Here is a 6,000-nt window from a genome sequence, read left to right on the forward strand (position 1 = left end):
CCGTTGAATAAATAGCCAAAGACCGCGCAGTCATTGCGCTGTCTTTATATTAAGCACAGCCCTTCGGGTTCGTTTCAATGCTTCTATCATGGCGCTTATCAATGCGTTACGGACTTTTCACTTAGCTCGCTAAGCATCATCGCTCAAGCCTTGCCTTAGAATTAGAATTAGAATTAGAATTAGAACAAAAACTAAGCTCGAAAGCTCAACAGCCGCCAACTTTTATCAAGCATCTGCGACTTACTTCAAACAAATGTAACAATTTAACTTTAAAATTAGATAGATAGCATACTACGCACGTATACTTTCGCCCTCATACATTAAGGGAACTATTCCATGAAAATCAGCGCACTGGATACCAAATACATTAAGTATTTGTTGATTCAGTGGGAATTGAAAGCGCAGAAGGCAAGCCGGAAGATCGCTGCTAATAGTTATGCTATATCAAGAGTTTCCGCCGCAGCATACTGCGCTTTGAAACCCACCCTACGGGAAACCCTCAAGCGTTCCACTTCTGCTTTGCATTGGCTCACAAGGGAACGCCATTCTGTCGCCAATACGCATTGAATTGAAAAGCTTGAGTGTTTCTGAATTGACTTCATGCTTAACGTAGTTGGTATCAACCTAAACGGCAAAATCAAATCTATCGACGAAGATTCAGTTAATAACGAAGTCGTTATTGAATTGGCACCAGGCGTTGAGATCACGTCTGTTGTGACTAAAAAATCTTGCCAACAACTTGGCCTAGTGGTTGGTGGTGATGCGTATGCCATTATCAAGGCAAGCAATGTGATGGTTGCTGTAGATTAACCAAGTCATCTAAGTTTGGTTATCTAGGTTTGGCCAGCAAAGCCGCGGTTGCAATAGTAACAGCGGCTTTACTCAGCCAAATAGCGAGATAATAAAGCCAATAATAATCAAAGAAGTGCCCAATAAAATAGTATATTTCACTCGGGTTGCTTGTTTAAAAGCTTGATGACCGGCGTACTGAATATCGATATTGTCTGAGATTTCGAAGCCACGCCCAAGCGTCCAGAAAAATAGCGTCAGCCTATCAAAAGAAGCCATAAAACGACCTTGCGACCCCAGTAAGCTGTCCCATTGCTGCCGATCATGCTGCTTAAGCGTACGATTAAGCTCAGGCAGCCCCATAAAAGCAATGCCTATAAACAGCACCACAAAGCCCAAAGATAATACTGACATTTTGTCCTCCACTGACGAAAAGCAAACCCCAACAGGTTAAACATCGAACAAATCAACCAAAAAGTAAAGACCTACTAACTCCTCAAGCCAATAAAATTGAGCTTTTTTGAAAAAATACATAATCACTATTAGCCACAAGCTAACTTAAGCTCCAACCAAAAACGTCATCAAAAGTGCACTTCACAACAACATTAAAAATAAACAACAAATTAACAACATTCACACTTTAACTACACTAAAAACGATGCCATAATCATTATCTACTTAGTGTTTAACCACCTGATTTGTGAATTTTTTTTGACTATTTTTTGGGGTAGATACAGCAGGAATAACCTTACCCTAGGTCATTTGCACCACCCTATAGGGCCAATGGAATGAAACTATGAGTGATAGCACTTTTTTCTTCGGTGAATGGCAAGTCGATCCGAGTGCCAATAGCCTAAGAAATGGTAAACAGCTTAAGCAGTTAGAACCTAAAGCCATGGATGTACTTAACCTACTTTGTCAGCGTGCTGGTGAAGTGTTAAGTAGCGACGACATCGTGCACCATTGCTGGCCCAATACCGATGTGGGCGACAATCCACTACATAAAATCATCAATCAGATCCGTCGTGCCCTTGGCGACAGTGCCACCTCGCCTATTTTTATTGAAACCATTCGCAAACGCGGTTACCGCACCCTTGCAGAAGTGCGTTTCCCCATTGGCCAAGAAGAGGTCGCCGATAGCCAAAGCTGGCAAAGTGGCTCGCCATTTCCTGGTCTGCAGGCATACTCAGCCAATTATGCCGACGTATTCTTTGGTCGCGGCAAACAGGTCAGCGTGCTACTCGATAGAGTCAGCCAACAAATAAAATATGGCCGCGCTTTTTGCCTTACCCTCGGCCCCAGTGGCAGCGGTAAATCATCACTCATTAACGCCGGCGTGATGCCAAATTTAATGACATCAGCTGGCTACAACAGTATTAAAGTGGCATCTTATAGCGAACTAGACTTTGCCGATGTTGCCGCCTCACAGCTATTTATTGAGCTTGCCAGTACCATGCTCGACTGGGAGCTTAACGATCTTCCGGTGTTTGATGGCTACAGTGCCGACACCTTAGCCAGCGCCATACAAGCCGAGCCCAACAGCATTATTCAGCTGTGCCAGCAAGCACTGAAAAATCAAACCAGCGGCTTCACCCACTTTGCCCTGTTTATCGATCGGTTGGAGATCTTACTCTCATCACCACTGTTTATTGATGATGAGCGCCATCAGTTTGTCGAACTCATCGAACATCTATCCACCTCAGGCACACTACTGGTGCTCAGTGCTTGTCGTAATGAGTTTTACCCATTGCTGGTGAATTACCCCACGCTAATGGCGGGCAAGAGTCGCGGCGCCCATTTTGACTTAGCGCCACCGTCGCGTAGCGAACTGCTGCAGATGATCCGTCTGCCAGCTATTGCGGCTAACTTAACCTGGGACAGCGATCCTGACACTGCCATGCCGCTGGACGAAATCATCTGCAGTGAAGCCGCCAGTAACCCCGACGCCCTGCCGATGCTGCAGTTTATGCTGCAAGCCTTGTATCTACGCCGCAGTAGCGAAAACCAATTATTACTGTCGGTCTATCAAGAGCTTGGCGGCATTGAGGGCGCAATTGGCAAAAACGCCGAAGACGCCATTAACGCCTTAACTGAACCGCAAAAGGCCAGTCTACCGCAGGTTTTATCTTTACTGGTCACCTTGCGTGAAGATGAAACCTCAATTACCAGCCGCACCGCACGCTGGTCGCAGTTAAAAACCGAGTCAGAAACCGCGTTAGTACAGGCCATGGTCGACAGTCGCTTGTTTGTCTCACACCTGCAAAATAATGAGCCCTGTTTCAGTATCGCCCACGAAGCACTATTAAGGCGTTGGCCACGTGCCACCAAATGGATAGAAGCGCACCTTAGCGACCTGCAGATAAAAAGCCGCCTCTTTCATCTTGCCAAGCGCTGGCGCAAAGAGCACAAAAATAGTGCCTATCTGCTCGCCGACGGCAAACCGTTAAAAGAAGCTTTAGCACTGCAACAAAACCCCTTGTTTACCATCGAGCCGCAAGAGCGTGAGCTTATTACCGCATCAAGTAAACAACAGCGCAGCAAGCGCTGGGTGAAGCGTATGACGATTGCCACCCTGTGTGTTTTGTCAGTGGTGTCGGTCATTATGAGCATTAAAAGTAACCAAGCAGAAAACGTGGCGCAACAAAAGCGTTTAGCGGCCGAAAACCTACTCGGCTTTATGGTGGGGGATTTCGCCGACAAGATGCGCGGCATCGGTCGTATGGACCTGCTCGATGGCATCAGTAACAAGGCGTTAGAATACTTTAGTGACGACGCTCAGCTCAACAATGACTTAGGTTTTGAAGCGAACTTCCAACACGCGCAAACCCTTGAGGCCATGGGCGAAGTCGCCTACTCACGTAATAAATTAGATGAAGCCAATAGCGCTTTTCATGCTGCCCGCAACAAGCTCACCACGTTGCTAGAAAAACAACCGCACAATTTAGAGCTGCTCAAAACCCTCGGTGCCAACGCCTTTTGGATAGGCCAGCTCGATTACGACAAAAGCGACTGGGATGCGGCAAGAGTGTGGTTTGAAAAGTATCTTGCCTATAGTCAGACCATGTTTGATATTGCGCCAGAGGATAACGATGCACTCATGGAGCTTTCTTATGCGCAGAATTCGTTGGGGTCGGTTTCGTTAGAACAACAAGACTTTAGTACTGCTCGCAGTGCGTTTGAGGCGTCATTAGAATTAAAGCTTCAAGCACTTAAGAGTGATCCAAGTAACTCTCAATTAATAGCTGATGTAGTAGATACGAGATCGTGGTTGGCTCGTGCAGTCCTGGCACAGGGAGATATTCATGCCTCTATAGCAATACACAAAGAAATTCAATTACAGTCAAAGAATAACACAACGATTACGCCCTATATGCTGGATAGATTAGCCGGCAGTAATCATTCACTAGCCAGCATATTTCATTTTATCGGCCACCACGAGGAAGCGCTAATTCAAGCAGAGCTTAGCTATATAGCAATAACGAAAGCCCTGAACCATGATCCCAAAAATGATGTTCTTAAAGCACAGCAATATTATTCTAACTTCCTTATGTGGATTTATGCTAGAAAACCAAATCATTTATCAAAAGAACTTAGGCCTTCTAGTGTCGTAAAAAGACTAAAGGCTGAATACTTTATAATGGACCCCAAGAAATTTGAGCTTATATGGGCAAAATATCATTTTGCTAGTGCCACCTATTATTTTAAAAAAGGCTCCTATAAAAAAAGCATGGAAGAGACAATATTAGCAATGCGATTTTTTGAAAAAATCATTTTAAATCAACCAGAAAACAGAGTATATCTAGGTAAGCTATCTAGTATTGAGCTATTACAAGCAAAACTCGAAAGAAAAAATGGCAACAGTCAACTAGCACTGCAACTTTGTCGGCAAGCAAGAGATCGAAATAAAAGAATAGTTGCTATAAACAAAAGTCCAAGATATACCATTATCTATGCTCGAGCATTAGCCTGCCTAAACGAATTAAAAACTCAACCTGATTTAGTGAAAGATTTGCAGGATTCCGGAATAATACTGAATCAACTATAAATCAAACCAATTAAAGCGCTTACGTAACCAACAACAAAGGAAGTTAATATGCCAAAAAGCACTGTAGATTTCACATTAACAGTAACACTAAAAAATAATGTGCCTGATTTTAATTATACTCAAAATGGTTTGCCTGTGACAGGAAGTGTCGTAGCTAATGAATCTGAAATTATTCGTTATTTACTAGTAGATCAAACAGGAAAAGAACTTAAGTTTATCGGAGCAGCGTTTGATACGCCATTTGACAATGTAATCGATAACGTCAATGTTTCGGAAAACGGATTGGAATTACAATTGCTAGATTTAGATAAAACGCCAGGAAAAACAGGTTTTCGCTTCATACTATCTTCCATTGGAAGCAACTTACTAATTTCTAGCCCAGATCCACAAGTTGTTAATCGCGGCCAAGATTAAACCCAGCAAGAACAGGACAGCCATATCTTTTAATGGCTCCTGACACTAACCAAAGATGAGGCGCTTTCGCCTCATCTTTTTGTTGCTACTTTTTGTTGCTGCATGGATAACCCACTAAATTAAAAAGGACTTTCAAAAGAAAAAAAACACAGGACAGCCATATCTTTTGATGGCTCCTGCCACTAACCAAAGATGAGGCGCTTTCGCCTCATCTTTTTGATGCTGCATTACTAAAAGACAGTAAAAGACAGATAAAAGACAGGACAGCCATATCTCTTAATGATTCCTGTCACTAACCAAAGATGAGGCGCTTTCGCCTCATCTTTTTGTTGCTACTTTTTGTTGCTGCATGGATAACCCACTAAATTAAAAAGGACTTTCAAAACACAAAAACACAGGACAGCCATATCTTTTGCTTTCTCATCTCTCTCTACTAAGCTTCAACCTACCTTGAGTTACCCGTTGTCACTTTGGTGAACCCTATGACCTCTGCACGAAGAACCCTCATCGACCCGGATACCACGCCGTTTTATCACATCATTAATCGTTGTGTTAGAAGAGCTTACTTATGTGGTGAAGAAAAGACGAAAGACAGGACAGCCATATCTTTTGCTTTCTCATCTCTCTCTACTAAGCTTCAGCCTACCTTGAGTTACCCGTTGTCACTTTGGTGAACCCTATGACCTCTGCACGAAGAACCCTCATCGACCCGGATACCACGCCGTTTTATCACATCATTAATCGTTGTGTTA

The 6,000-nt window shown here is 43.5% G+C and carries 5 protein-coding genes and 2 pseudogenes; 6 read left to right on the top strand and 1 reads right to left on the bottom strand.

Annotated elements, in window-relative coordinates:
* Nucleotides 1-336: 336 nt before the first annotated feature.
* Together L2730_RS05035 and L2730_RS05040 are read left to right on the top strand one after the other, a co-directional pair.
* Nucleotides 337-567: a hypothetical protein gene (locus L2730_RS05035; RefSeq protein ID WP_248973573.1), complete on the top strand. Its 231-nt coding sequence runs from the start codon at nt 337-339 to the stop codon at nt 565-567.
* Between the two features lie 33 nt (nt 568-600).
* Complete coding sequence (locus tag L2730_RS05040; RefSeq protein WP_248973574.1) at nt 601-810, top strand: TOBE domain-containing protein; 210 nt, start codon at nt 601-603, stop codon at nt 808-810.
* 72 nt (nt 811-882) lie between these two features.
* On the opposite strand, the gene L2730_RS05045 is transcribed toward L2730_RS05040, so the two are convergent.
* Nucleotides 883-1,203, bottom strand: a complete 321-nt coding sequence (locus tag L2730_RS05045; RefSeq protein WP_248973575.1) for a hypothetical protein — start codon at nt 1,201-1,203, stop codon at nt 883-885.
* A 382-nt stretch (nt 1,204-1,585) separates the two neighbouring features.
* Between L2730_RS05045 and L2730_RS05050 the strand changes: the two genes are divergently transcribed.
* From L2730_RS05050 to L2730_RS05065, 4 genes and pseudogenes are all read left to right on the top strand, one after another.
* A complete protein-coding gene (locus L2730_RS05050) occupies nt 1,586-4,834 on the top strand; it encodes an nSTAND1 domain-containing NTPase (protein WP_248973576.1) in 3,249 nt (1,082 codons plus the stop codon).
* Between the two features lie 48 nt (nt 4,835-4,882).
* Complete coding sequence (locus L2730_RS05055; protein WP_248973577.1) at nt 4,883-5,248, top strand: DP-EP family protein; 366 nt, start codon at nt 4,883-4,885, stop codon at nt 5,246-5,248.
* 482 nt (nt 5,249-5,730) lie between these two features.
* Nucleotides 5,731-5,847: pseudogene (locus tag L2730_RS05060) on the top strand (alpha-amylase family glycosyl hydrolase); the annotation flags it as partial.
* Nucleotides 5,848-5,927: 80 nt separating this feature from the next.
* Nucleotides 5,928-6,000, top strand: a pseudogene (locus tag L2730_RS05065) (transposase); the annotation flags it as partial.

Source organism: Shewanella kaireitica (assembly GCF_023284045.1).
GTDB classification, from domain to species: Bacteria; Pseudomonadota; Gammaproteobacteria; order Enterobacterales; family Shewanellaceae; genus Shewanella; species Shewanella kaireitica.